Source organism: Nonomuraea sp. NPDC050680 (genome assembly GCF_040654555.1).
Lineage (GTDB): Bacteria > Actinomycetota > Actinomycetes > Streptosporangiales > Streptosporangiaceae > Nonomuraea.
The window spans coordinates 1-23,993 of sequence record NZ_JBFAIF010000025.1 but is presented as its reverse complement, the minus strand read 5'-3'; the positions used below and the strand labels follow the sequence as shown (position 1 = coordinate 23,993).

Here is a 23,993-nt window from a genome sequence, read left to right as displayed (position 1 = left end):
ACCAGGCCGTGTCACCGGAACAGGATGTCCCAGTGGTCCGCCTCGTCGGCGAAGACCGTGCCCGAGGGTGATCGGTAGAGGGCGGCCCCGTCACCCCTGGTGCCGGACTTCTCATGGTTTTGGGTGACGTATCGGTCGATACATGGGTTGTGAGTGATGTCGAGCTTGTAGCCATTGCCGTGGCTGTACTGGCCCGGGGCGTGGCCCGCTTCGGTGCCGCCGGTGACCAGGACGGGGCAGCCGCTCTGGCGCTTGATGCCGATCACCCGCGAGATGGTCGAGGTGCGGACGTCTTCCAGAGACGTGCAGTGGTACACCTGCTTGTTCGTGCAGTGGCCCGAGGAATGCGTACGCAGGCCCTCGTCATGGAGCCAGTCGGCGGCCAGCGCGTGGGACATGCGCACGGTCGCGTACCTGGGCTTCACGCGGGTGAGGTCCACGTCGGCCTTCTGCACCTTGTCGGCCTTCTGGAGTTTGTCCGCCTTCTGGAGCTTGCCGGCGTTCCGTGTGGTGGCGGTGCCCGGTTTCCGCGGAGTGGCGGCGCCGGGTTTTCGCATGGTGCCGGCCTCGATCTTCCGCATCGTCACGGCGGCCGGCTGACGCGAGGACGACAGAGGGCGCACCGCGGTGGCGGACACCTCGGCCGGTGAGGCCGGTGAGGCCGGTGCGTCGGGTCGCAGAGCGACGAGGACGGCGTCCTGTGACATCGTGGGCGGGTTGGCCGCGCCCCGGCCGCGTATGGCCGTCTCCGGGCCGTTGACGGCCGTCTCTGGCCCGCTCGCGTCCGTCTCCGGGTCCCGCAGGAGCGCAGCCCGGTCCCGTATGACCGCATTCGGGCGACGTACGACCATCGCCGCCGTCTCCAGCCCGCCAGGCGCCGTCCCCGGGTCCCGCACGAGCGCATCCGGGCCGCTCTCGTTCGCGAGCGGCCCGAAGGTGATCGGTTCTGGGTCGCGTACGGACGACTCCGGCGCGCCCGCGCGCGTGTCAGGGTCGCGCCCGATCGACTTCTGGCCGTGGGCGGAGGGGCCCCTGCGGTTCAGGGCGGGCTCCGGGCCGAAGTCGGCCGGATCCACCGAAGGGTGCCAGCGGCGCGCCTCGATCGTCCCCCCGATGTGGTAGGACCGAGTGATCGGTGATGGTGTCTGCCGCGGCGCCCTGCCGGGTGCTTGGGAAGCGGCGGAAGCGGCCGACGCCAGCGCGATTATGGAGATCTCAATGTTGAGGAATACGACCGCTACCAGCCGTACTGTTCCACGTATCCACATGTCGATGCCTTTTCGCGGAATAGCCCTTCCGCCAGAAACATCAATCCCATCCTTCGCAGGAGCTAACCCCTATCTCACCGGGATTTTTGCCCTGTGATGGCGATCAACGTGATCCTTCCTGACCTAACGCACGACTACCACGTAAAGTGACGAACGTGTCCGAAGCCCGAAACCGAGGACCGGAGAGCACCCGGGAAGTCATTGTCGAGACGGCTTTGCGGCTGTTCCGGGAGCGCGGCTTCGATGCGACGACGATGCGGGCCATCGCGGCCGAGGCCGGTGTATCCGTCGGTAACGCCTACTACTACTTCGAGAGCAAGGAGGCGTTGATCCAGGCGTACTACGACCGCGCCCAGGCCGAGCACGAGGCGGCCTGCCAGGACCTGCTGGCCACGGAGTCGTCGTTCGCCGCCCGGCTGAGCGGGGTGCTGCGCGAGTGGGTACGGGTCTCGGAGCCCTACCACGAGTTCGCGGTGAAGTTCTTCAAGCATGCCGCCGAGCCCACGAACCCGCTGAGCCCGTTCAGCGCCCAGTCCTCACCGGCCCGTGAGGCGTCGATCGACATCTACCGGCAGGTGGTCGAGGGAGCGCGCGACCGCATGAACTCCGAGCTGCGCGAAGAGCTGCCGGAGCTGCTGTGGCTGCTGTCGATGGGCATGGTGCTGTTCTGGGTGCACGACACCTCGCCCGGCTGCGACCGTACGCATCGCCTGATCGACGTGACGGTCCCGCTGGTGGACCGGCTCGTCGGCCTGTCGCACCTGCCGGGACTGCGCGGGATCACGAAGGACTTCATCGCGGCGGTCCACGAGCTGCGCGCCTGACCCGGCAGGCCCGGAGCGGTCAGGGTGGCGACTGCATACCGCCCGGTTGGTATGGTCGCCCTACCTGAGATTGACGCCCGACCCCCCGCGAGGGGCAAGCTGGAGGCCGCGATGACTCAGAACTGGGGCATGACGATCCCGTTCACCGACCGTTCACTGGCGGACTCGCAGGAGCTGATCGCGGAGCTGCCCGCCCTCGGCTACACCGACGCGTGGTCGGCCGAGGTCAACGGCGTCGACGGCTTCGTGCCGCTGGCCATGGCCGCGCAGTGGGCGCCGGGGATCCGGCTCGGCAGCGCCATCGTGCCCGTGTTCACGCGCGGCCCGGCGCTGCTCGCGATGCAGGCCGCCACGCTGGCCGACCTGGCGCCCGGCCGGTTCCTGCTCGGCATCGGCTCCTCCTCCCCGGCGATCGTGGAGCGCTGGAACGCGGTCGAGTTCGCCAAACCTTACGCGCGTACCCGCGACACCCTGCGCTTCCTCAAGGAGGCGCTGACGGGGGAGAAGGTGTCGCAGCGATACGAGACGTTCGAGATCAAGGGGTTCAAGCTGGACCGGGCGCCGAAGATCGCGCCGAAGGTGGTGCTGGCGGCGCTGCGGCCCCGGATGCTGCGTCTGGCCGCCGAGGAGGCGGACGGCGCGATCACCAACTGGCTCTCGCCCGAGGACGTGCGGAAGGTGCGGGCCGAGATCGGTGACACCGAGCTCATCGCCCGCCTGTTCGTCTGCGTGAGCGAGGACACCGACAAGGTACGCGCGCTGGCCCGCTGGATGCTGGCCGCCTACCTCACCGTGCCGGCCTACGCCGCCTTCCACGACTGGCTCGGCCGGGGCGAGGTGCTGCGGCCCATGCACGAGGCGTGGGCGGCCGGCGACCGGCAGGCCGCGCTCAAGGCGATCCCGGACGAGGTGGTCGACGCGCTGGTCGTGCACGGCGACGCCGCGACCTGCCGCGCCAGGATCCAGGAGTACGTCGACAACGGCCTCGACACCCCCGTCCTGGCGCCCATCGCGGGTGGTGAGGTGACCATCACACAGGCCGTCCGCGACCTGGCCCCCACAGCCTGACCGGGAGGGGCCCAGGGGGCCCAGGGGCCGAGGGGGCCGAGCGCCGGGAAGCTCGGGAACTCGGCTCCGGCCGTGACGCGTTATGTCGTGAGAGGCCCGGGTAGGAGGAGCGACATGATGGCGAAGGCAGGACGGGCTGCGGCGGCCTGGCGTACATACCGCGAAGTGAGCAAGCCCGGCACGCCGGGCCTGATGGCCAGGTTACGAGCGATCCCGCGCATGATCGGCGCCGTGATGCGCGGCGAGTACGACGGCATGGGCAAGAGCAAGCTGGCGCTGATGGGGTTCGGCGTGGTCTACATGATCTCGCCGATCGACCTGGTGCCGGACTTCCTCGTGCTCATCGGTGTCGTGGACGACTTCGGGGTCTTCCTCTGGCTGATCGCCTCGCTGCTCGGCGAGAGCGGACGTTACGTGGACTGGGAGCGCACGGCCATCCCGGGAAGGGTCCAGGGCAAGCTCGACGACCCTGGTCCCAAGCGACCTCGACGACGCTAGCTCGACGGCGAGCCGGCACCGCTCCCAGGCGCCGGCTAGAACTCCTCCATCCGGAGCCAGGCTCGTGACGGCAGCGGGTGGCCGAACAACCGGGCGGCGTTGCCGTAGGCGACCCTGGCGATGTCGGCCGGCGGAAGCGTGCCCAGGTTCTGTGCCACCGCCTGCTGGGTGTCGGGCCAGGTCGAGTCGGAGTGCGGGTAGCCGCTCTCCTGAAGCACGTGGTCGAGGCCGACCGCCAGCCGCACCCCCGACAGGGAGTGGTCGTCGAGAGTGCCGAAGTAGAAGTTGCGGCGCAGCACCTCGCTGGGCTTGAGACCGCCGTCCCACTGCGCCTCGCCCGCCACGGGGTGATCCAGCGCGTAGTCGGCCCGCGCGGCCAGCATCGGCAGCCAGCCCACGCCGCCCTCCACGATGAGGATGCGCAGGTTGGGGTAGCGCAGCGGGAGCCCCGACCAGAGCCAGTCGGCGCAGGCGAACATCGCGCTGGTCGGCATGAGCGTGGTGATCGCCTCGATGGGTGTGTCGGGCGAGGGCACCGGCGACCAGCTGGAGCCTCCGGTGTGCAGGCAGACGACGGTGCCGGTCTCCTCGCAGGCGGCGAAGAACGGGTCCCAGTGGCCGCTGTGGATCGACGGCAGCCGCAGCCGGGTCGGGAACTCGGGGAAGATCACGGCCTTGAAGCCGCGGGCCGCGTTGGCCCTGATCTCCTTGGCGGCGACGTCGGGGTCGGGCAGCCAGGGCAGCTGCAGGCCGATGATGCGCTCGGGGTAGGTGCCCGCCCAGACGTCGATGTGCCAGTCGTTCCACGCCTTGACCAGGGCGAGGCCGAGCTCCTGGTCGCGGGTCCTGGCGAACGGCATGCCCGACTGGCCGGCCAGCATGCCGGGGAAGCAGAGCGCCGCCCAGATGCCGGCCAGGTCCATGTCCTCGATGCGGGCCTCGATGTCGTGGCAGCCGGGGCGCATGTGCTCGAACCTGACCGGGTCGAGCGTCCACTGCTCGCGGGGCAGGCCGGCGCCCACGTCGAGCCCGGCACACGGGTATGTGGCGCCGCCGTAGCGCCAGACTTGGTGACCGCCCTCCGTCTCCACGACCTTTGGCGCGACCTCGGCGTATTTCTCCGCGAGCCGGCCTTCGAAAAGGTCTGGCGGCTCGATCAGGTGATCGTCGGCGGAGATGATCACATAGTCGCGCCGCCTCGGATCCGGATCGGGGAGCAGCGGCGTAGTCACGCAGGTAACCGTACGACGGCCGCATAACGTCGAACAAGCTGCGACGTCTCCGTTGGGTATCCACTATGCCCGAAGGCCCGGGATCGCTGGGAGGGGGATGTGGCGACCCCGGGCCGTGAGGTCCGCTTCGCGAGGTTGCTGCATCGCGAACCCCGGTGCCGCCTACCCACCGGAGATCGGTTCAGTCCGGGACAGAAGACTATTCTGCAGCTCTTCGATGGTCCCCGCCTCGACCTGCAGGACGTCCGTACAGTAGTTCGCGACCGAGCCGTGCCGGGCGGCCAGGTCGGCGAGGAACAACCGCATCGCGTCGGCCGGAGCCACCCCGAAACCGGGCCATCGGGCGGCGTTCGGGTGTCTGCGCTGCCAGCTCGCGATGAAGCGCTCGGTGGCCAGGCCCGTTAACGCGTAGTCGTCGATGATGTCCTCGTCCGCCACGCCGACGAGGCTCAGGATGAGCGCGGTGAGCAGCCCGGTGCGGTCCTTGCCCGCCGCGCAGTGCACGACCACGGGCGCGCTGCCGGACCGGGAGATCGTCTCGACGGCCGCGCGAAGGTTGTCGACCCCGTCCTCGGTCACCTCGAGGTAGCGGTCGGCGAGGTATCTCGCGACGCCCAGCCGGTCGTCGTAGGTGCTGGTGTCCCAGCGGCGGCCCTCGATGGGCAGGTTGCGATAGTCGAGCCCGTCGGACTCGGGCACCCGGCCGGTCCGCTCCACCTCGAAGGGATGGCGCAGGTCGATGACGGTCCGCACCTTGAGGGCGTGGAACGTGAGGAGATCGTCTCCCGCCAGCCAGCCGAGGGAGTCGGCACGATAGAGCCGTTGCCACTGGACGGTTCGTCCGTCCTTTGCGGCATATCCACCTACGTCACGAAAGTTGTAGATGCTTGCGAACTCTATGTGGCGGATCACCCTATCCACCTTAATTGCTGGGCGCCCCGACTTCCTGGGCCGGCGCGTCCTCCGCGGCCTTCCTGTCGGCCACCTCGCGCCGGATGAGCAGGATCCAGCCGCCCACGGCCACACCGATGAACAGCCACCACTGCACGCCGTAGGCGAGGTTGAGGCCGCCCCCGGCGCCCACGTCGGGCGCGGGCACCGGCGCGGGCGCGGTCGCCGCGGCCGGCTGCTGCTTGGTCAGCTCCACGTAACCGCCCATGAGCTGGTACGGCAGCGCCTTGCCGATCTTCCCGGTGTCGATGAGCAGCACCTGACCGGGCGGCAGACCGGCGCGCTCCTTGACTCCGGCCGTCGCCTCGGTCTCGCTGAGACGTAGCCTCCCGGTGACAGTTACCTGACCCGTCGGCGGCGGCGGCACCTCAGGAGGCGCGTCGGCGGTCGCCCCGGCCTTCACCCATCCCCGGTTGACGAGCACGGCCTGACCCGGCCCGGTGACCAGCGGGGTCAGCACGTAGAAGCCCAGCTGTCCCTCCTGCGGCCGCCTGCGCACGACCAGCGCGTGGCTGGTGTCGTAGCTCCCGGACGCCGTGACCGTCCTGAACCGGTCGGCCTCCCGTGCCCCGTTGCCCACCAGGCTCTCCAAGGGCACGGGGCCGGCCGCCAGGTTCGCGGTGACCTGTGTGCTGTTGGCGGATCGCTCCTCGAAGCGTCCGAACTGCCACCGGCCCAGGAACACGAAGGCCGGGATCACCAGCAGCACCACGATGTGGAGCGAGATCCAGCGGGGCGTGAGAAGGAACCGGTACACCCCTCAAGGGTAGGCACCAGGGCCGGTGCTCCTTCACCTGGCTCGGTCCGCCGGAGTTCACGTGGCTCGGTCTGCCGGAGCGTGACCTAATCGCAATCTGGTCGAAACACTTACCGAACGGCGCTTCATCGCGTACGGTCGGGATTCGTCCGATCAGCTCCCCCTCCAGAGAGCGCCTCCAAAGCCATATGACCGTGCTTGCCGCGCCGTCCGAGGCGCCCGCGTTCGAGCTGCCCCGGTTCGGCCGTCTGGTGCGCCACGCCGTGCCCCGCGTGTTCGAGGGCATGATCCTGCCCGTTGCCGTCTTCTACGCCGGGATGATCCTTTCCGGGATCACCGGCGGGATCGTGGTGGCCGTGGCCTGGGTGTACGGGGGTGTGGTCTGGCGGCTGGCCAGGCGCAGGGCGGTGCCGGGGGCGGTGCTGCTGGCCGCGGGCACGGTCACCGTCAGGGCGGTGCTGGCGCTGCTGTCCGGCAGTGCGGTGATCTTCTTCCTGCAGCCGACCCTGGGCGTCTTCTGCGCGAGCGCCGGGTTCCTGGCGACCGCCCGGCTGCGCCGGCCGCTGGCGCAGCGGGTGGCGGAGGACCTGGTGCCGCTGCCGGAGCACGTGATCGAGCAGCCGGTGATGCGGCGCTTCTTCGCCCGGCAGTCGCTGGTGTGGGGATGCGCGCAGTTCGGCAACGCCTCGCTGAGCCTGTGGCTGCTGCTCAGCCAGACGATCCAGACGTACCTGATCGTGCGCACCGCGGCCGTCGCGGTTCTGCTGTCCGGGGCGGCGCTGCTGACGCTGATCGACTTCCGCTGGTGCCTGCGCGCCCTCCAGCGCGACATCTGAGCGCTGCCAGTTCGCGGCCTGCGGGGTTTACGCGGTCTTCAGTTCGGCGCCTGAGCCGGGGAGTGCCGTCACCTCGCGGGGTCCCACGACCTCGTGGCCATCGGCGCAGCGGAAGTGCTGCTCGATGGGCGCCCCGCAGTCGCGGTGGGTCAGCAGCACGGGTGGCCCCTCGTCGCCGGCCAGGTATTTGTCGCCCCAGTGCATGAGCGCCACGAGCAGGGGATAGAGGTCACGCCCTTTCTCGGTCAGGCGGTATTCGTCACGCTGGCGCTGACCTGGCTCGCGATAGGGCTCCTTGCGCATCAGGCCCTCGTCGACCAGGCGCGCCAGTCGCGCGCTGAGCACCTGCCGGGGCGCGCCGGTGATCGCCTGCATGTCGGCGAACCTGCGGACGCCGCGGAACGCCTCGCGCAGCACCAGGAAGGTCCACTTCTCCCCGACGATGTCCAACGTGCGCTCGATGGAGCAGTTGTTCACCTGGAATGCCACGTTCATGCGCCATATCATACCTGAGTTCAATTGACAGACCCAGGAAAAGAAGAGGAAGCTGAGTTCATGCTCGGAACTCAGATCCGGCCCGCCCGGCCCGACGACGCCGAACGACTCCGGCGCTTCCTCGCCCGGCTGTCCCTGCACACGCAGACCCTGCGCTTCTTCACCGGCATCGGCGCCCCGGCCGCCAGTCTGGTGCGGGTGCTCATCGCGTTGGACGACCACAGGGACGCCCTGGTCATCACCCTGGGCGGCGAGATCATCGGCCATGCCATGAGCTACCGGGGCGAGGCGGCCGACGTCGAGATCGCCGTCGTGGTCGCCGACGAGTGGCAGGGCAAGGGGCTCGGGCCGCACCTGATCGACGTGCTGCTGTTCAGGGCCGCGGTGCGGGGCGCGAAGACGGTCGGCATGGACGTAATGGGGGAGAACAGGCGGGTGCTCCGGATGATCCGCAGGCTCTGGCCGGACGCTCAGATGAAGGTGGCTTCCGGGACGGTCGAGGTGACCGCTAGGATCCAACGGGCGGAGGTATTTGCGGAATAAGGTTCTGTTGCTCCACCATTGACAGTGTGAAGAGTGCCAAGAACGGACGCGACGGACGCACCCGCATCATTGACGGTGCCCTGCGCCGATTCAGCCAGGACGGGGTGTCGGCCACCACGCTGGCCAGCCTCCGTGAGGAGAGCGGCGTAAGCGTCGGCAGTTTCTACCACCACTTCGCCAGCAAGGAACACGTCTTCGGCGTCCTCTACGCGGAGATCCTCACCGCCTATCAGGCGGCCTTCCTCGCCGAGCTGGTCAGTCACGAGGAGGCCCGCGACGGCATCGAGGCCGTCGTGGCGCTGCACATGCGGTGGGCCGGCGAGCACCCGGAGCGCGCGAGGCTCCTGGTCAGCGAGCGCCCGCCGCGCAAGAACGAGCCGGGCGGCGCCGAGGTGGCGGAGGCCAGGCGGGCCTTCTTCCGCCAGGTGTCCGACTGGTGGCGGCCGCACATGAAGAACGGCCGGCTTCAGGTCGTACACCCGACCATGTGCTACGTGCTGTGGCTCGGACCGGCGCAGGAGATGTGCCGCCTGTGGTTCGCCGGCGCCCACACGCCGACGGAGGAGGAGATCAAAGGGCTCGGTGAGGCCGCCTGGCAGAGCCTGCGGCAGCGCTAGTGGCCGGCCTGATCCGGGACGGCACTCGCCAGCAGGCCGCGTCGAGCGAGATGTCCAGCCGCAGATCGCCACGCTGCCTGCGCAATCCCGGCACGCGCACCCGCGCGTGCACGTCGTACCGGCCCCGGCAGGGGTAGCCGAATCCCAGCTCGCCCGGCAGCACCCGCAGGTCGTCGCGGTTGCCGCAGCTGGGGCAGGTCCATGAGACCAGGTCCAGCCCGCGGTTGTAGTCGGAACAGGCGCGGAAGTAGTCGTCGGGCCAGAAACGGGACTCGCAGGCCAGGCAAGGGATCTGCATTGATCCGCTCCTCTTCTAACGCCGAGCGTGGGTCTTCATAGAGATATCGTGGCTCACTTGCAAAACGCTTGGACGTTTCAGTAACAGTATGATTACTGTGGGTATCGGATCATGCGCGGATATCTGCGGTGAAAGGATGGTCTCGTGGAACGACTGCGTGATCACCTCCTCGAGACCGGCTACTCGATTGACGGCGTCCGCGACCGGCTGGGCGCCATGGCGGCCTCGGCCCTGTCCCGCGAGGAGCTGGTCCCGGCCCTGCGCGCCACGGCCGGCGACGACCCGCTGGCCGCGCTGATCCGGCTCTGGTGGCTCGGCGTCGCCGTTCCGGCCGCGCGGTTCCCGGCCGGGGTTCTCGACGAGGCCCGCGCGTCGGGCCTGGTCGCCGCCGAGGGCGAGCACGTACGCGCCACCGTGCACCTCCAGCCCTGGGAGACCGGCGGCTACGTCGTCTCCGATCGCAAGGTACGGCCCGGCGACCCGGCGCTCCGTCCCGATCACGTCGTGGGCGCGGGCGGCGCCTCGGCCAACCTGGCCCAGCTCGTCACCCGCCGCCCGGTTCACCGGGCCCTCGATCTCGGCACGGGCTGTGGCGTACAGGTGCTGCACCTGGCGGACCGCGTCGACGAGATCGTGGCCACCGACCTCAACCCTCGCGCGCTGGAGCTGGCCCGGCTCAGCTGGCGGCTGTCCGGGATCGACGGCGTGGACGCCCGCGCCGGCTCCCTCTTCGAGCCGGTCGAGGGGGAGCTGTTCGACCTCGTCGTCTCCAACCCGCCGTTCGTCATCTCGCCCGGCGGCGAGCTGACCTATCGCGAAACGGGCGCCGACGGCGACGCGTTCTGCCGCGACCTCGTACGACAGACCCCCCGCTTCCTCAATCCGGGCGGCCAGGCTCACTTCCTGGCCAACTGGCTGCACGTGGCGGACGAGGACTGGCGCGACCGGGTCGGCGGCTGGCTCGGCGAGACCGGCTGCGACGCCTGGGTGGTCCAGCGGGACGTCCAGGACCCGGCCGAATACGTCGAGCTGTGGCTGCGGGACGCCGCCGTGCAGGGCACCCCCGGCTACACCGAGCACTACGACCGCTGGCTGGGCTGGTTCGACGAGCACAAGGTGCAAGGCATCGGCTTCGGCTGGATCACCATGCGCAACGCGGGCACGCTCGACCCGGTGGTCCGCGTGGAGCAGCTCACCCACCAGGTCACGCTGCCCGTCGGCGACTACGTCGACGGCGTGCTCGACTCGATCGCGACCGCCCACCGGGTGCGCTTCCTCGACTCGGCCCACCTGCGGACCGTGGCGGGCCTGCTGGACGAACGCATCGGCCTGCCGGGCGCGGAAGACCCCATGCGCATCGTGCTGCGCCAGACGGACGGCCTGCGCCGCAGCAGGGAGGTCGGCACCGTCGAGGCGGCCCTGGCCGGCGTCTGCGACGGCGACCTGGCCCTCGGCCCGCTGCTCAACGTCATCGCCGAGCTGGTCGGCGACGGGGAGATCCTGCACACCGACGCCATCCGGCCGCTCATCGCCGAGGGCTATTTCCTGCTTTGATCGACCGTTGATCGGATGTTGACCCCCCGGGTGGAGGCTTCTCACCAAGACACGAGCCCGGGGGGTTCGAGGCTCGTGTCGGGTCCGGCCGGCCGTCGATGTGAGGCGGCTAGCCGTTACGCGGAGCATCCGGATAACCGGGCCCCCTAGCGACGCGTGACGGTCAGATGGCCGGCCGGGCTAGCAATCGCGCCACGTGCACACGCATCACGGGGGCTCCGTGACTCCCAAAGGGACAGCCTTGATCAACCATGTGTGGATGACACGTCTGGACGACGAGCTGTACTCAGGGCTCGACGGGACCGACGACCGGTTCGACGTCAGGACTGACGACAGTACTGACAACCGGCTCGGCGACAGTACTGACGACCGGTTCGACGACAGGACGGACGATAGGACCGACGACCGGCTCCGGCTCGACGACAGGACTGACGACCGGCTCGACGACGGAACCGGTGGCCGGGGCCTTGTCGAGGCGGACCTTGAGGTCTCCCGCCTCGGGAGCGCCGAGCAGCGAGAAGATCTCGAAGGCCTGCCGTAGGCAGTCGAGGCTCCGCGTGGCGCTGCCCATACCTTCGAGCGCCTCGCCGAGCACCATCAGCGAGAGCGCCTCACCATAGGGATGGCCGATCTCCCTCGACACCACCAGCGCCTCCTCCGCGTGCCGTACGGCATCGGGGTAGCGCTTGGCGGCGATGAACGTCTCGGCCAGCCGGGAGCAGACCCGCTGCTCCCACACGCGCTGCTTGCTGGCGCGGAAGAAGGCCAGGCACTCGGCGTGGTGGTGGACGGCCTCGGCGATGCGGCCGACCCGCGACAGGACGATGCCCAGGTGGTAGCGGGCGCGGGCGGTGCCGGCGCCGCTGCCGATCTCGGTGAAGATGGCCAGGCCCTTCTCCGCCGCGGTGATCGCGTCCTCGGGGCGGCCGAGGCCGAGATGGTCGCGGGCGGAGTAGCTGAGCACGAGCGCCTCGCCGGCCGGTACACCGTTCTCGCGGTACCAGCCCATCGCCGACTCGAACCAGGTCAGCGCCTCGGCGTGGCGGCGCTGCCGGCCCACGACGACGGCCAGCGCGTTCATCACCTCACCGGTGACGACCTTCTCCGCCCGCTCGACCGAGAGCTCGTGCACGATCCTGAACTGCTCCTCGGCCTGCGTCAGCTTGTTGCTCGCGAACAGCACCCGGCCGAGCACATAACGGGCCCGCAGCTCGCTGCCGGCGTCGCCGATGCGCTTGGCGGTGGCCAGCACGGCCCGCGTGCCCTGGTCGAACTCACGGGTGTGGGTGCCCGACTCCAGCAGCGGCTCCATGGCCACCAGCAGGTCACCGGCGGGCAGCAGCGGCTCGGGGGCGCGGGCGGTGGCGGCGGCCTGGTTGATCGCGGCGAACAGCGAGTCGCCCTCGGCCACCAGCCAGGCGACGGCCTCGTTGACGCTGTTGAAGGAGAGCCCGCTGCCGTCCACCTGGAGGTTGTCGGCGATCATGCTGCCCTCGTAGGCCAGCCGGTGCGCCGACTGGGCGGAGGCCAGGTAGAACCCGAGCAGCCGCCGCAGGGCCATCGTGCGGGCCTGCGGCCGTTCGGTCTTCTCCAGCGTCCGCCGGGCGAACAGCTTGAGCAGGTCGTGGAAGCGGTAGCGGCCCGGCGCGGGCGCCTCCAGCAGGCTGGCGTCGACCAGCGACTCCAGCAGGTCCTCACTGGCGAACGCGCTCATCGACAGTACGGCCGCCGCCGCTCCGACCGAGAAGTCGGGCCCGTTGGGCAGCGACAGCAGCCGGAACGCGCGGGCCTGGGCGGTGTCCAGCTGCCCGTAGCCGAGCGCGAACGTCGCCTCGACCGCCAGGTTGCCCACCCGCATCTCATCCAGGCGGCGCTGCTCGTCGGTCAGCCTGGGCACCAGCGAGGCGACCGTCCACGAGGGCCGCGCGGCCAGCCGGGCGGCCACGATCCGTACGGCCAGGGGCAGGAACCCGCAGGCGGCGACCACGTCCATGGCGGCGCCGTGCTCGGCCGCCACCCGCTCGGCCCCGGCCACCGAGGCGAACAGCGTCAATGCCTCGTCCGGGTCCATCACGTCCAGGTCGAACAGCCGAGCCGAAGGCAGGTCGGCCAGCTTGTGGCGGCTGGTGACGATGGCGGCGCAGCCCGAGGAGCCGGGCAGCAACGGGAGGACCTGCTCGGCGTTGTGGGCGTTGTCGAGCAGCACGAGGATGCGCCGTTCGGCGAGCAGCGACCGATAAAGCGCGGACCGCTCGGCCAGCCGCTCCGGGATGACGTCGGACGGCACGCCGAGCGCGCGCAGGAACGCGCCCAGCGCCGACTCAGGCCCGGTCGCCTCGTCGGTGTAGCCGCGCAGGTCGGCATACAGCTGGCCGTCGGGGAACAGGTCGTCGGCCGCGTGCGCCACGTGCACGGCCAGGGCGGTCTTGCCCACCCCGCCGATCCCGCAGATCGCGGCCACCGGCACGCCCTCGGCCGGCTTCGACGACAGCAGCGTGCGCAGCCGTCCGGCGATGTCCGTGCGCCCGGTGAAGTCGCTCACGGCGGCGGGCAACTGGGCGGGCCGGGGCAGGTCGAGCGTCGGCGCCCGTTCCTCCGGCGCGTCCTCCTCGGCCACCTCGGCCACGGCCAGCGTGGGGTCGGCGGACAGGATGCGCTGGTGCAGCGCGGTCAGCTCGTGGCCGGGCTCGATGCCCAGCTCCTCGATCAGCGCATCGCGCGTCTCGGTGAAGACGGCCAGCGCGTCGCCCTGCCGGCCGCACCGGTAGTAGGCCAGCATCAGCTGGGCGCGCAGCCGCTCGCGCAGCGGGTGCTCGGCCGTCAGCGCGATCAGCTCGGAGACGACCGCGGCGTGCTCGCCCAGCTCCAGGTCCAGGTCCATGAGCGTCTCGACCACACTGATCCGCCGCTCGACCAGCCGGTCACGCTGATGCTCGGTGTACGGCCCGACGGCCCCGGCCAGCGGCTCGCCTTCGAACAGCGACAACGCGGCCCGCAGACCCTCGGCGGCCTCCCGCGGCCTACCGGCCCGGCGCGCGGCCTCGGCCTCATGGATGCCCCGCTCGAACCGGGTCAGGTCCAGCGAGTCGTCGGGCAGCCGCAGCGCGTACCCTCGGCCGACGGAGGTCAGCAGTTCGGGCCGGGAACGGGCGGCCCTGCCGGGTTCCAGGACCGTGCGCAACCTGGAGACGTACGTGCGCAGCGCACCGAGGGCTCGCGGCGGCGCGTCCTCGCCCCATACCGCGTCGATCATCTCGGTCGGCGTCACCGCACGGCCTTCCCGCAGGAGCAGCATGGCGAGAATGGAGCGCTGCAGCGGAGTGCCCAGGTCGACTTCCGTGCCATCGCGCCACGCGCGGACGGGGCCGAGCACGGCGAACCTCAGCCCGCCTTCGCCGCTCTGACCAGTCATGTCGCCTGTCTCCAACGCAATGGAAAGATTTGTTACCAAATGATAGGTCCATCCTTGCGCAACAGATAGGCATCCGCCCATTCGTTAACCGAAGCGTTGATCGGCCTTTAATCGGGTGTTGAGCCACGCGGCGGATGCTGAGGGTCAACAGCGGCATGGCCCCGATAACGCGGGGGCGGCCATGACACTGGCATATATGGGGCAATCAAGACACAGGCCCCGCCGTATGGCGGGGCCTTCACGGATGCTTCCTTATGCTGCCTCGGCTGCGAGGACAAGCCTCTGGGCCAGGCGTTCTCGAATCCCGGGCCATTCCGAGTTCAGGATCGAGTAGTAGGCCGTATCTCGGACGGTGTCATCCGCGCCCCTGCATTCCGCCCGGCGTATCCCGTCGAAATGCGCGCCCAAGGCGGCTATCGCTGCCACGGACCTGTTGTTGCGTACGTCTGACTTGAGCGTGATGCGGTGGACGTTCCACGTCTCGAAGGCGTGCGAGAGCATCAGGTACTTGCTCTCCCGGTTCGCACCCGTGCCCTGGGCGGAGGCGCCCAGCCAGGTGTAACCGATGTCGGCCACGGACGGGACCTCGCCCACCGCGCCCCGCGTACCCGGCGGCCAGGGCATGGGGCCCTGCCAGTACTCCAGGTGCATGAGACGGGTGGCACCGACCACACGGTCGGTGTTCAGCCACCGGACGGCGAAGGGCAGCGTGCGGCCCTCCGCCTGCTCAGCCAGTGCGGCCTCCACATAGGAGACCATCTCGTCCCGGCCGGCCGGGACACGGGTGAAGGCATACGTGGAGCGGTCTTCACTCGCCGCGGCGACGAGGTCGTCGATCACCGCGAGGCTGAGAGGTTCCAGGCGCACGAGGCGCCCGGACAAGGTGACAAGAGCGGGCATGAGCACATGATGGAGGCTGCTCGGTATGGGAGAGAACAGCACTCGCCCAGCATTCTTTGCAGCTTGTTGCAACCTGGGTGTTCATGCAGGTCAACGGGCCGATTACGGGGTCTCCGCACCGGCCCGTGGACAAAGTTTCGCCTAACTGTGACATGGCGTCGGCACGAGCGCCGGGTGCCGTTCACGCACCGGGCTCCGCCGCGCCAGCGAGAGCTCTGTCAAGCCCATCGACAGCTGGTCCAGATTGGCCGCGATCCACGGCAGCTGGAGCGGATCGGGGCTGGTCAGCGCGGCCAATCGCTCCTCCGTGGTGTCCCCGTAGAGCAGGCTCACCGCGACCCGTACCCGCGCGGCGGCGGGATCGTCGCCGAACGCGTGGCCGGGCAGCACACCGATGCCGTGCTCTTCGAGCAGGAGACGGGTGATCTCGGCCGAGCCGCCGAGCCGCAGGTGGCTCAGGTCCGGGTAGAGGTAGAACCCGCCCTGGGGAGTGGGCACCGACGCGCCGATCTCCGTGAACCTGTCGTACACCGCGCGGGCGAGCGTTCCATGCAGCCGCTGGCTGCGCAGGATGCGCTCGACCAACTCGGGCGGGTCGGTGAAGGCGTAGGCGGCGGCTTCCTGCACGGGAGCGGCCGGGGCGGACCAGATCTCGCTCGCCACCGCGAGCAGCCTGGCGCGCAGGTCGTACGCCTCGTCGGGCAGTCTGGCCACACCGATCCGCCAGCCGCCCAGCGCCAGGCTCTTACTGAGCCCCGTGGTGACGACCGTGCGCTCGGGCGCCAGGTCCGCGGGCGAGGTGAAGGGAAGCAGCGGGTCGTGCAGCAGGTCCCGGTAGATCTCGTCCGAGATGATGTACAGGTCGAGCTCGCGGGCGACCTCCACCAGGCGGTGGATGGTCTGCGGCGGCGCGAGGCGTCCGGTGGGGTTGTCGGGCAGCGTCACGAGCACCGAGCGGACGGTCCTGCCCTGGGCGCGAGCGTGCAGCACGGCCGAGGCCACGCGATCCGGATCCGGTACGCCGCCCTGTCCCTCCGGAGGCGCGACCATGATCGGACGGGCGCCCACCAGGTCGGCCTGCGCCGCGTAGCTGACCCAGCTGGGCATGGGCAGGACGATGTCGCCGCCGATGGCCAGCAGCACTCCGTACAGCAGTGACTTGCTGCCGGGGCCGCAGACGACCAGTTCGGGGTCGGTGGGGAGGCCCCGTCGTGTCCAGTAGCCCGCCGCCGCGTCCCGCAGGTCGGCCGCCCCCGCGACCGGCCCGTAGCCGTTGCGCTCGGATGCGGCGACCAGCTTGTCGCGCAGCGCCGGGTGGACGGGCAGGCCGGCCTCACCGAAGGCGAGATGCAGCACCCGTTCCCCGGCGCGCCGTCTTCGCTCGATGTCTTCGTTGGTCGCCAGAGTGGCGGAGAGGGTAACCGTCATGTTTGTCACGTTCCCAGCGTGGTTGGATGAAGGCATCAGCACAAGCGAGGCTTTTTGTGGGTAGGCGGAAGGAAGTCCGATGCTCGAATTGCGGCGCCTGGTGCTGATCTGCGAGTTCGCCCGTCGAGGCAGCATCTCAGCGACCGCCGAGTCACTCGGGTACAGTCCCTCCGCCGTGTCCCAGCAGCTGGCGGCCCTCGAACGCGAGACCGGAACCGCGCTGATCGACCGGACCGCGCGCAGCGCCGAGCTGACCGACGCGGGCCGCCGCCTGGTGATCCACGGCGAACGCATTCTGTCCATGGTCGAGGAGGCCGAATCCGACCTTTCGGCCCACGCGGGCACGCCGTCCGGCCGGGTGGTGGTGACCGCCTTCCCCACGGCGGCGGTCGCGTTCGCGCCCGCGCTGGCCCGCTCGCTGCGCCGCCACACCGAGCTGACGCTCAGGCTCGGGCAGAGCCGGTCGGGGCGGGGCATGCGCGAGGTGCAGGCGGGCGAGGTGGACATCGCGCTCGTCGACGACTGGTACGGGCGGGTCGGCGACAGTGACAGCCTGCGGACGTTCCCGCTGCTGAACGACCCGCTGGTCCTGGTGGTGCCGCGCAAGCACCGGCTGGCCGACCCCGAGGTGCCCCTGGACCTGCGCGAGCTGCGTGACGAGCCGTGGATGGCCACTCCGGACGGGGAGCCGTCGCGCCTCGCGGTCGACCGGCTCTTCGTGGACGTGGGCGGCACCAGGCCGACGCCGTGGGAGTTCGAGGGGCTGGGCACGATCCTGTCGCTGGTCGCCAAGGGCATCGGGATCGCCGCCGTGCCCGCGCTCGCGCTGGCCGCCGGCGTGCGCGGCATCGCCGTACGGCAGTTTCCCGGCAATCCGGTGGGCCGTGAGATACGGGCCGTCGCGCGCGGCTCCAGCGTCCACCGGCCGTCGGTGTCGGTGACGCTGCGGGCCATCCACGTCGCCGCGCGCTATCTCGCCGCCGATCTGGATCCGGTGTCGCTCGCGGAGCGATAACGTCTGGTGCCCATGGCGCCCACCTATGACATTGAGCACCTGCTGCTCTCCCAGCGCAGCACGACCACGGTCGCGGGCCTCGACGAGGTGGGCCGGGGCGCGTGGGCCGGTCCGGTGACGGTGTGCGCCGTCATCACCGACCTGTCGGACCCGCCCGCCGGGCTGACGGACTCCAAGCAGCTGTCCGCCGCCAAGCGCGGGACGGTGGCCGCCTCGCTGGAGTCCTGGGCGGTCGGCATCGGCTTCGGCGACGCCACCCACGTCGAGGTCGACGAGCTCGGCATGACGGAGGCCCTGCGCCGCGCCGCCCGCCGCGCCCTGGCCGCCCTCCCCACGCGGCCCGACGCGCTGATCCTCGACGGCTCGCACGACTACATCGGGGCGCCGTGGCCGGTACGCCTGGAGGTCAAGGGCGACTCGGCCAGCATCTCGGTGGCGGCCGCCTCGGTCCTGGCCAAGGTGCGGCGCGACGCGTACATGGGGACGATCGGGTGCGACGAGTACGGCTTCGCGGACAACGCCGGCTATCCGTCACCGGTCCACCAGGAGGCGCTGGCCCGCCTGGGGCCCACGGAGCACCATCGGCTGTCGTGGTCGTACCTGGACGACCTGCCCCGCTGGCGCCACCTCAAGCGGCACCGGGACCCGGCGGTGGGCGAGGGCCAGGCCAGCCTCTTCGGTTAGCCAGGTCTCTTCCGTTGGCCGGGTCGCTTGGTCGGCGTTGTCGATCAGCGACCGGTTGCGGCCCTTGCGTCGCCTTGAAACGGTGTTCCGAGCGTCAGGAATCAGCCATTATCGATGGGATGCGAATCGGGATTTTTCTCATCGTGGCCCGATTTCCGGACCAGAGATCAGAGCAGGTGCTGGCGAGCGCTCTCGACCTCATCGTGGCGGCCGAGGAGGCCGGATTCGCCGATGCCTGGATCGCCGAGCACCATTTCATGTCCTACGGCGTCTGCCCCTCCGCCACCACGCTGGCGGCCGTGGCGATCGGCAGGACCAGCCGCATCGGCCTCGGCACCGCCGTGAGCGTCCTGTCCACCCAGCACCCGATCGCCCTGGCCGAACAGGCGGCCATGCTGCACCACCTGTCGGACGGCCGCTTCACGCTGGGCGTCGGGAGGGGCGGCCCGTGGGTGGACCTGGAGGTGTTCGGCACCGGGCTGGAGCGCTTCGAGCACGGCTTCGAGGAGTCGCTGGACGTACTGCTCGCCGCGCTCTCGGGCACGCGGGTGTCGGCGGCGGGGGAGTTCTTCAGCTTCCGTGAAGTGCCACTGGTCCCGCCGGCCAGACTGTGCCCGGTCCTGGCCTGCACCTCACCACCGACCGTGGCACTGGCCGCGAAGCGCGGCCTCCCGATGCTGCTCGGCATGCACATCGACGACCGGCAGAAGAGCTCGATGATCGCCATGTACGCGTCTCGCGGAGGAACGCCTCAAGCCCACATGGCAGCTGCCGTCGCCCACGTGGCGAACTCCACCGCCGAAGCCCGAAACGACCTGAAGAACTCCCTGCCGCGCTGGTTGACGCCCGGCCTGGCCGGCTACGTACCGGTGGACAACAGAGAACCACCGTCACGGGATATTTCGGCATACGTCGACTTCTTAACCCGCGTCCACCCGGTCGGCTCACCGGCCCAATGCGTGGAGTCCATCTTGCGCACCTCGGAAGCCACCGGAATCCAGCACCTCATCCTCATGGTCGAGGGAATGGGGGACCACCAGCGCACTCTGGAGAACATCCGCCGCCTCGGGGCAGAGGTGTTGCCGCAGGTCACTGGCTGAGCGAAACGGTAACCCCGGCCCGTCCGCCGCACCCAGGCAGGCGCCGGGCCGGAGGCACGCGAATGACCGTCACTTTATGTGATCGTGATGTAACAATGAGTACCATGCCGTCCCCCCGACATGACACCCTCATCAAGCTGTTCGCCGACCGCCCTGAACTGGCGGTGGAGATCCTGCGCGACTTCCTGGGTGCGGACTTGCCCGCCACCCCGCTGATCCGGCGGGAGGCGAGCACCTTCAACACCCGCCCTTCCGACGACATCGAGGCCGACCTGGTCCTCGTGCTGGGCCCACCGCAAACGCCCGCCCACGCCATCATCGTGGAGATCCAGCAGGACAAGTCCAAGGATCCCCGGCAGCTCGCCCGCTACGCCGCAGCTCTGTGGCTCATGCTGGGCTGCGACGTCTCGGTCCTGGTCATCTGCCCCGACCGCAACGTCGCCACCTACTACGCACAGCCGATCGACTCCGGGCTGACCGGCTACCGCCTGCGACCCTGGGTGCTGGGGCCGGACGGCATCCCGGCCATCACCGACCCCCAAGAGGCCGCCGCCCACCTGGACCTGGCGGCCCTGTCGGTCATGGTCCACGGACTCGACCGCAAGGTCATCGAGGCGTTCACCGCCGCGCTGCCGGACGTGACCGACGAACACGCTCCGGATTACTATGAATACGCTTACAACATCTCCGCGCCCGAGATCCGCAACCTCATGGAGGAGATCATGAAGTCCGCGTCCACCAAATGGCCGGTCTACAGCCCCTTCGCCCGCGAGCACTTTGGCCGCGGCAAAGCAGAAGGCATGGCAGAAGGCATGGCCGAAGGCAAGGCAGCGGGCAAGGCGGAAGAGGCTGGTAGGTCGGTGCTGCTCGTGTTGGCTGCCCGTGGCTTCGACGTTCCCGACGACATTCACGCCCGGATCGTCACCTGTACGGACCTTGCCCAACTCGAGACCTGGCTCGCCCGAGCGGCCACCGCACAGACCCTCCAAGGGCTGTTCGACGAAGTGGGCTAGCCCTACTCGATGCGGGTCAGGAAGAAGTCCCGGACGTCCTCGGCGAGCAGCTCCGGCACCTCCATCGCGGCGAAGTGGCCGCCACGCTCGAACTCCGACCAGTGCCTGATGTCGTACAGCCGCTCGGCCAGCGGTCGCACCGACTGCGTGATGTCGTGCGGCAACACCGCCACGCCGACCGGCACCTGGCACGACACGGCCTGTCCCCGTGGAACATCGTGGTGCAGCCGCGCCGAGGAGGCCGCGGTGGCGGTCAGCCAGTACAGCGAGATGTCGGTGAGCATCCGATCGTCACTGATCTGCGAGCGGGGGTCCGTCCACTGCGCGAAGCGCTCGGCGATCCAGACCAGCTGGCCGACCGGCGAGTCGGTCAGCGCGTAGCCGATGGTCTGAGGGGTGAGAGCCTGCAGCGCCTGGTACGGCGGCCGGTTCCCCATCAGCTGCCGGACCTTGTCCAGCCGGGCTTCATCCGTTGCGGACAGCTCGATGCCGGCGTCCGGGTCCGGCCGGGTCGGCAGGTAGTTGACGTGCACGCCGACGACTTGCTCGGGCGCCACCGCACCGAGCGCCAGGGAGATGCCCGCGCCGAAGTCGCCGCCCTGCGCTCCATAGCGCTCGTACCCGAGACGGCGCATCAGCTCGGCCCAGGCCCGCGCGATCCGGACGGCATCCCAGCCGCGCTCGTGGGTCGGCCCGGAGAAGCCGTACCCCGGGATGGACGGGATCACCAGATGGAACTCGCGCGACAGCGGCTCGATGACGTCGAGGAACTCCAGGAACGAGCCGGGCCAGCCGTGAGTGAGGATCAGCGCGAGCGCGTCCGGCTTCGCGGACCGGACGTGGACGAAGTGGATGTTCTGCCCCTCGATCTCGGTGGTGAAGTGCGGGAGCTCGTTGAGCTCGGCCTCGTGCTCGCGCCAGTCGTACTTGGTCCGCCAGTGTTCGGCGAGCTCCTTGAGCCGCGCCAGCGGGAAGCCGTAGTCCCACCCGGCGTCGGCGACCTCGTTGGGCCAGCGGGTGCGGGCGAGGCGGTCGGTCAGGTCGTCGAGGTCGGCTTGGGGGACGTCGATGCGGAACGGCTTGATCATGGTCTCAGCTCCAGTGGGATTCATTCAGCCACCGAACGTTCAGATGACTAACGTTTATGTCCCGAACGATAGCACAATCATTAGCGGGCCGAACGATTCGTTAGACTTGTCACATGGAGAACCCATCCGAGGACACGCCCACCCGATGGGAGGGCCTGCCCAGCTGGCTGCTCAGCCAGACCGCCAACCACGCCCACCGCCTGGTGGGCGACGGGTTCTCGTCCGTCGGCGCCCGCGGATACCACTACCGCCTGCTGACGACGCTGGAGGAGGCCGGCCCGGCCAGCCAGGCCGCGCTGGGCCGCCGTAGCGGCATCCACCTCAGCGATATGGTCGCGACGATCAATGAACTCGCCGAAAGCGGACTGGTGGAGCGCGCCCCGGACCCGTCCGACCGGCGGCGCAACATCATCTCGCTGACATCGGCGGGGAAGCGGCAACTGCGGCGGCTGGAGAAGCGGCTGGCCGAATCCCAGGACGAACTGCTGGCTCCGCTGTCACCCGAGGAGCGACAGCAGTTGGCCGGGCTGCTGTCCAGGCTGTTGGATCACCACAACGGGCGAACCGGCACCCCTGAAGAGCCGTGGAGTTGACTGGGAACGTGAGCGTGCAGTGCTCGATCGCCGGCTCGGATTAGTTGTGTGGATTGCTGTCCGGCCCAAGGGAAGGGCGGAGCATCGTGCCGCCCCACCTCGTTCAGGGTGATCTGAATGCCACCATCGCCGGCCTGGTCGGACAGGCCCCGCCGGACGCCACGCTGGTCGTGTTCCACAGCGCGGTTCTGGCCTACTTGCCGCAGGAGGAACGCGATCGGTTCGTCGAGACGATGCGTGGCCTGCCCGCCCGGTGGATCTCCAACGAGGCGCCCACCGTATTGCCTGGCGTGGCCGCTCGGCTGACGCGTAGCCCATCGACCGACCGTAGCGCGTTCGTCCTGGCCCTGGACGAAGAGCCGGTCGCTTTTACCGGACCACACGGGCAGTTCCTGGACTGGTTGCCAGAATGAAACCGATTTGCCGGGGGCGGACGGTCAGCCTAGTTGGTCGAACTCGCCGTCCTTGGCGCCGCCCAGGAAGGCCCTCCACTCGTCGGGCGTGAAGGTGAGTACGGGGCCGCCACGGTCCTTGCTGTCGCGGACGGCGACGATTCCGGGGATGTTACTTGCGACCTCTACGCACTGGCCGCCATTTGAGCCAGACCGGGAACTCTTCCGCCAGACGGCCCCGGACAAGTCAATGCCGCTCAGGTCTGCTGCTTCCATTGGTTCCGCGCTTCCTCGATCATCTGTAGAGACGGACCAGGGCGGAGCGCCTCTGTGCGTAGTTTGTCATAGATATCCCAGATTAGAGAAACGAGTTTATGATCTGCCGAGACTTCCGCCTTCGTTGCGGAGTCTACTGAGACAGTGGTCGGGGCGTCGGAAAGCTCGGCAATCGTGAACGCGGACATGAGGCCTGTCGTGCAGGTGGTGTCATAGGGGACGATCTGTATCGTTACGTTGGGGAGTTCTCCAGCGGTGAGCAGGTAATCAAGCTGATCCCCCATGACCTTGGCGCCCCCGATGGGGCGACGAAGCACCCACTCGTCCAAGAGCACGAGCAAAGTGGGCGACTTATCTCGCTGAAGTATTCCCCTACGCCGCATTCGCGCATCAATCTTGTCTTGTATGTCCTGATCAGAAGCGAATAGGCCACCGCGAAAGACGGCTCGCGCGTATGCCTCCGTCTGGAGGATGCCGGGTATCTGGAGAGGGTCCCAACTTCGGAGCATTCGTGCATAGGGCTCGATTTCCTCTGTCCAACCGATGTACCAGTCGGGGCCGGTGGGAGAGGTGATATTGCGGCATAGGCGTTTGAACCGGTCACCTGTCCCGAAGACCTCATCACACCCTGCGGCAAGGTCGGGTTTCGGGGTCCTGTCGCCTTTTTCAAGATGCGCTATGAGTGATGACGAGCAGCCGAGACGTTTACCCAGGCGGATTTGCGTCATGCCCACCTCCTTGCGAACGCGGGCGAGCTCCTTGCCAAAGCGCTGAGCTGCCGTCAGGCGTGGGTCAAGATCGTTGGCCATGATCGTCCTCCACCTGTGTCCTCCCAAAGAGTGACGCATCTTTGACAAGTATTGACGGCCAGTCCCTCTCGTGGGGGCTTTTTGGGTCTTAATTGTGCGCCACCTTCGTCTACTGCACAAGTTTCTACCGAGGCATTCTGAAAGCTCAAGGGGTTCGGTCTGAGTTCGGCCATGACAATGAATGGACAATTCGGTCATGAAGCTGGGGCTATCGCGACAGGCCAAGATCTCAAATGGATGGCCTCAGACCCGCGTTCCGCAGATGTGTAGCGGGAAAAGCACACAGATCTGCGGTCTGAGCTGGGGAAACGCTTGCGGGCACGCTGATGCGGCGTGTCACTA

General features: G+C 69.1%; 25 protein-coding genes. 13 read left to right on the top strand and 12 right to left on the bottom strand.

Annotated elements, in window-relative coordinates; all coding sequences use genetic code 11:
• Positions 1–11: 11 nt before the first annotated feature.
• Positions 12–1,076, bottom strand: a complete 1,065-nt coding sequence (locus AB0H88_RS45110; RefSeq protein WP_357655168.1) for a hypothetical protein — start codon at positions 1,074–1,076, stop codon at positions 12–14.
• A gap of 347 nt (positions 1,077–1,423) precedes the next feature.
• On the opposite strand from AB0H88_RS45110, the gene AB0H88_RS45105 reads away from it, so the two are divergent.
• The 3 genes from AB0H88_RS45105 to AB0H88_RS45095 all read left to right on the top strand — a co-directional run bounded on the left by AB0H88_RS45105 (position 1,424) and on the right by AB0H88_RS45095 (position 3,658).
• A complete protein-coding gene (locus tag AB0H88_RS45105) occupies positions 1,424–2,092 on the top strand; it encodes a TetR family transcriptional regulator (protein ID WP_357655165.1) in 669 nt (222 codons plus the stop codon).
• A gap of 111 nt (positions 2,093–2,203) precedes the next feature.
• Positions 2,204–3,160, top strand: a complete 957-nt coding sequence (locus AB0H88_RS45100; RefSeq protein WP_357655161.1) for an LLM class F420-dependent oxidoreductase — start codon at positions 2,204–2,206, stop codon at positions 3,158–3,160.
• 114 nt (positions 3,161–3,274) lie between these two features.
• Positions 3,275–3,658: a YkvA family protein gene (locus AB0H88_RS45095; protein ID WP_357655159.1), complete on the top strand. Its 384-nt coding sequence runs from the start codon at positions 3,275–3,277 to the stop codon at positions 3,656–3,658.
• A gap of 35 nt (positions 3,659–3,693) precedes the next feature.
• On the opposite strand, the gene AB0H88_RS45090 is transcribed toward AB0H88_RS45095, so the two are convergent.
• From AB0H88_RS45090 to AB0H88_RS45080, 3 genes are all read right to left on the bottom strand, one after another.
• Positions 3,694–4,890, bottom strand: coding sequence for an amidohydrolase family protein (locus tag AB0H88_RS45090; RefSeq protein WP_357655156.1), 1,197 nt, complete (start codon positions 4,888–4,890; stop codon positions 3,694–3,696).
• A gap of 162 nt (positions 4,891–5,052) precedes the next feature.
• Positions 5,053–5,802: a tyrosine-protein phosphatase gene (locus AB0H88_RS45085; protein WP_357655154.1), complete on the bottom strand. Its 750-nt coding sequence runs from the start codon at positions 5,800–5,802 to the stop codon at positions 5,053–5,055.
• 10 nt (positions 5,803–5,812) lie between these two features.
• Entirely contained in the window at positions 5,813–6,598 is a 786-nt protein-coding gene (locus tag AB0H88_RS45080) for an SURF1 family protein (RefSeq protein ID WP_357655152.1), read from the bottom strand.
• Positions 6,599–6,786: 188 nt separating this feature from the next.
• Here AB0H88_RS45080 and AB0H88_RS45075 point away from each other — a divergent pair, with 188 nt between their 5' ends.
• Complete coding sequence (locus tag AB0H88_RS45075; protein WP_357655150.1) at positions 6,787–7,434, top strand: VC0807 family protein; 648 nt, start codon at positions 6,787–6,789, stop codon at positions 7,432–7,434.
• Positions 7,435–7,461: 27 nt separating this feature from the next.
• Here AB0H88_RS45075 and AB0H88_RS45070 read toward each other — a convergent pair whose 3' ends face one another.
• Positions 7,462–7,929 carry a helix-turn-helix domain-containing protein gene (locus tag AB0H88_RS45070; protein WP_357655149.1) on the bottom strand — a complete coding sequence of 156 codons (468 nt, stop codon included), beginning with the start codon at positions 7,927–7,929 and terminating at the stop codon, positions 7,462–7,464.
• Positions 7,930–7,989: 60 nt separating this feature from the next.
• On the opposite strand from AB0H88_RS45070, the gene AB0H88_RS45065 reads away from it, so the two are divergent.
• The gene (locus AB0H88_RS45065) at positions 7,990–8,472 is read left to right on the top strand and encodes a GNAT family N-acetyltransferase (RefSeq protein WP_357655147.1); all 483 of its coding nucleotides are present in this window, start codon (positions 7,990–7,992) and stop codon (positions 8,470–8,472) included.
• Between the two features lie 26 nt (positions 8,473–8,498).
• Positions 8,499–9,089 (top strand): TetR/AcrR family transcriptional regulator, encoded by a 591-nt coding sequence (locus AB0H88_RS45060; RefSeq protein ID WP_225302223.1) that lies wholly within the window; start codon positions 8,499–8,501, stop codon positions 9,087–9,089.
• On the opposite strand, the gene AB0H88_RS45055 is transcribed toward AB0H88_RS45060, so the two are convergent.
• The gene (locus tag AB0H88_RS45055; RefSeq protein WP_357655144.1) at positions 9,043–9,387 is read right to left on the bottom strand and encodes a hypothetical protein; all 345 of its coding nucleotides are present in this window, start codon (positions 9,385–9,387) and stop codon (positions 9,043–9,045) included. The two genes, AB0H88_RS45060 and AB0H88_RS45055, sit on opposite strands and share 47 nt — an antisense overlap.
• 144 nt (positions 9,388–9,531) lie before the next feature.
• On the opposite strand from AB0H88_RS45055, the gene AB0H88_RS45050 reads away from it, so the two are divergent.
• Positions 9,532–10,941, top strand: a complete 1,410-nt coding sequence (locus AB0H88_RS45050) for a methyltransferase (protein ID WP_357655141.1) — start codon at positions 9,532–9,534, stop codon at positions 10,939–10,941.
• Positions 10,942–11,227: 286 nt separating this feature from the next.
• On the opposite strand, the gene AB0H88_RS45045 is transcribed toward AB0H88_RS45050, so the two are convergent.
• The 3 genes from AB0H88_RS45045 to AB0H88_RS45035 all read right to left on the bottom strand — a co-directional run bounded on the left by AB0H88_RS45045 (position 11,228) and on the right by AB0H88_RS45035 (position 16,681).
• Positions 11,228–14,353 (bottom strand): BTAD domain-containing putative transcriptional regulator, encoded by a 3,126-nt coding sequence (locus AB0H88_RS45045; protein WP_357655139.1) that lies wholly within the window; start codon positions 14,351–14,353, stop codon positions 11,228–11,230.
• A 252-nt stretch (positions 14,354–14,605) separates the two neighbouring features.
• Positions 14,606–15,253, bottom strand: coding sequence for a GNAT family protein (locus AB0H88_RS45040; protein WP_357655136.1), 648 nt, complete (start codon positions 15,251–15,253; stop codon positions 14,606–14,608).
• 141 nt (positions 15,254–15,394) lie between these two features.
• The gene (locus AB0H88_RS45035; protein ID WP_357655133.1) at positions 15,395–16,681 is read right to left on the bottom strand and encodes a pyridoxal phosphate-dependent aminotransferase; all 1,287 of its coding nucleotides are present in this window, start codon (positions 16,679–16,681) and stop codon (positions 15,395–15,397) included.
• A gap of 79 nt (positions 16,682–16,760) precedes the next feature.
• Here AB0H88_RS45035 and AB0H88_RS45030 point away from each other — a divergent pair, with 79 nt between their 5' ends.
• From AB0H88_RS45030 to AB0H88_RS45015, 4 genes are all read left to right on the top strand, one after another.
• The gene (locus tag AB0H88_RS45030) at positions 16,761–17,696 is read left to right on the top strand and encodes a LysR family transcriptional regulator (protein ID WP_357655130.1); all 936 of its coding nucleotides are present in this window, start codon (positions 16,761–16,763) and stop codon (positions 17,694–17,696) included.
• A 12-nt stretch (positions 17,697–17,708) separates the two neighbouring features.
• Positions 17,709–18,380, top strand: a complete 672-nt coding sequence (locus tag AB0H88_RS45025) for a ribonuclease HII (RefSeq protein ID WP_357655127.1) — start codon at positions 17,709–17,711, stop codon at positions 18,378–18,380.
• A 119-nt stretch (positions 18,381–18,499) separates the two neighbouring features.
• Positions 18,500–19,480, top strand: a complete 981-nt coding sequence (locus AB0H88_RS45020; RefSeq protein ID WP_357655126.1) for an LLM class flavin-dependent oxidoreductase — start codon at positions 18,500–18,502, stop codon at positions 19,478–19,480.
• A gap of 104 nt (positions 19,481–19,584) precedes the next feature.
• Complete coding sequence (locus AB0H88_RS45015; RefSeq protein WP_357655124.1) at positions 19,585–20,493, top strand: hypothetical protein; 909 nt, start codon at positions 19,585–19,587, stop codon at positions 20,491–20,493.
• Positions 20,494–20,495: 2 nt separating this feature from the next.
• Here the strand turns inward: AB0H88_RS45015 and AB0H88_RS45010 are convergent, their stop codons facing one another.
• Positions 20,496–21,581 carry an epoxide hydrolase family protein gene (locus tag AB0H88_RS45010; RefSeq protein WP_357655122.1) on the bottom strand — a complete coding sequence of 362 codons (1,086 nt, stop codon included), beginning with the start codon at positions 21,579–21,581 and terminating at the stop codon, positions 20,496–20,498.
• 113 nt (positions 21,582–21,694) lie between these two features.
• Here AB0H88_RS45010 and AB0H88_RS45005 point away from each other — a divergent pair, with 113 nt between their 5' ends.
• Positions 21,695–22,174, top strand: a complete 480-nt coding sequence (locus AB0H88_RS45005; RefSeq protein ID WP_357655120.1) for a MarR family transcriptional regulator — start codon at positions 21,695–21,697, stop codon at positions 22,172–22,174.
• Positions 22,175–22,260: 86 nt separating this feature from the next.
• The gene (locus tag AB0H88_RS45000) at positions 22,261–22,587 is read left to right on the top strand and encodes a DUF2332 family protein (protein ID WP_357655118.1); all 327 of its coding nucleotides are present in this window, start codon (positions 22,261–22,263) and stop codon (positions 22,585–22,587) included.
• A 24-nt stretch (positions 22,588–22,611) separates the two neighbouring features.
• Here the strand turns inward: AB0H88_RS45000 and AB0H88_RS44995 are convergent, their stop codons facing one another.
• Together AB0H88_RS44995 and AB0H88_RS44990 are read right to left on the bottom strand one after the other, a co-directional pair.
• Positions 22,612–22,818, bottom strand: coding sequence for a DUF397 domain-containing protein (locus tag AB0H88_RS44995; protein WP_357655393.1), 207 nt, complete (start codon positions 22,816–22,818; stop codon positions 22,612–22,614).
• 5 nt (positions 22,819–22,823) lie between these two features.
• Positions 22,824–23,651, bottom strand: a complete 828-nt coding sequence (locus AB0H88_RS44990; RefSeq protein ID WP_357655117.1) for a helix-turn-helix transcriptional regulator — start codon at positions 23,649–23,651, stop codon at positions 22,824–22,826.
• Positions 23,652–23,993 lie beyond the last annotated feature (342 nt).